The 1,329-nt window shown below is 57.6% G+C and carries 2 protein-coding genes; both read right to left on the bottom strand.

Features of this window, described 5'->3' with window-relative positions; all coding sequences use genetic code 11:
• Nucleotides 1-16: 16 nt before the first annotated feature.
• Nucleotides 17-856 carry an SOS response-associated peptidase family protein gene (locus L810_RS41435; protein WP_042978289.1) on the bottom strand — a complete coding sequence of 280 codons (840 nt, stop codon included), beginning with the start codon at nucleotides 854-856 and terminating at the stop codon, nucleotides 17-19.
• 37 nt (nucleotides 857-893) lie between these two features.
• Nucleotides 894-1,175 (bottom strand): hypothetical protein, encoded by a 282-nt coding sequence (locus L810_RS49505; protein ID WP_039364595.1) that lies wholly within the window; start codon nucleotides 1,173-1,175, stop codon nucleotides 894-896.
• Nucleotides 1,176-1,329: the final 154 nt, after the last annotated feature.

Here is a 1,329-nt window from a genome sequence, read left to right on the forward strand (position 1 = left end):
TAATAGTTAGTAGTATTCAGACGCACCTGTCATGGCCGGCCGCTTCAACTTCCGGCGGCGGGTCATCCGTTATGGCAGCAAACGACAGAAGGTCTGGCTCGCCCGGTTTCGTCCATCGCGACCATAGGCAGGCCACGTGCATCAACTGTCTATTGCTTGGGCGAAACTCGAGGACGACGTTCTCGTCCTTGTCATGTGATTCCAGCACCGTGCCTTCCATCTTCGCCTTCTTCACGTTCTCGTAAAAGACCTCGACGAGCAACACACCGTGCGTCTGTCCGAAGCACGATTTCCAGAAACCTCCCAATGAATTTTTGCGGGCATTGTATGTGCCGGGATATTTCACATCGAAGCTTGCCGGCGTGCCCGCAATGCGGCACTGGTATCGCATCGGCCGGAGCACGTACTCGCCGTTTTCCATCACCAGCACCGGCGCGTAGTAGCCGGGGAAGATGCGCGAGTCGCGCGGCTTTGATTCGCTGCGATTGATGTCTTCGATGCGGCGTAGCGCAGCCTCAATTTTGTCGGTAGCGATGCGTCTACTTTCGGTCGCGGCCTTCGTCACCTTCGACTCCAGCTTGCGCTCGGCTTCCGTAAATCTCGTTCGCTGCTTGAAGAGGTCTTGCTCCAGTTTCGTCCTCTGTTCCGCGCGCGTCTTTTCGATGAGTTGACGTATCTCGCGTTCGCCATCCGTCTGCGGGTCGAGGAAAGCATCGTCGAGCGCTTTCGGTGTCTTGGCGCCGCTCCCTTCGGCCTGCAGGAAATAGAGACGTGCGAACTCGGCGATGTCCATGTGCGCACCGAAGGTCCGTACGTACCGGCGGTAGTCCGCCCAGATTTGAGCCGAGTAGCACATGCGTCATCTCCACTGGTTGATGCGGTTGCCCGCTCAATCACCTGCGTTGACTGCATCGTATGTCGGTCCCGATGCATGACCCGGCGCACCCACGGCAGAAGTGCCGGTTGAGCACGCTGCCGTCGACTCGCCAGCTCCTGACTGTCGCATCCGACCTGGTGCCTACCGTCAGACCGTTCTCGCTCGCGAAAAACGTCGGCTCGCCCGCCTTGCCGCGCGCGACCGCTTCATCAATAGTCGCATCCCCAAACGCGCGACGCAATTCGGCCACGAACGCCGCTATCTCCGGCATCGGATGCTTGCGCACAGGCATATCCATCATCGTCTTCCGTCGTAATCAAAAAGGGACGTTTCACGAAGCAGGTTTTTGATATACGATACTGTACATCCATACAGTATTTTTGCAATATGGCCGCCTTGCCCCAACACGTCGAGTCGATTCACCCAGCGATTTGGACCTATACCCGTGGAGT

The organism is Burkholderia sp. AU4i (genome assembly GCF_000466765.1).
GTDB lineage: Bacteria > Pseudomonadota > Gammaproteobacteria > Burkholderiales > Burkholderiaceae > Burkholderia > Burkholderia cepacia.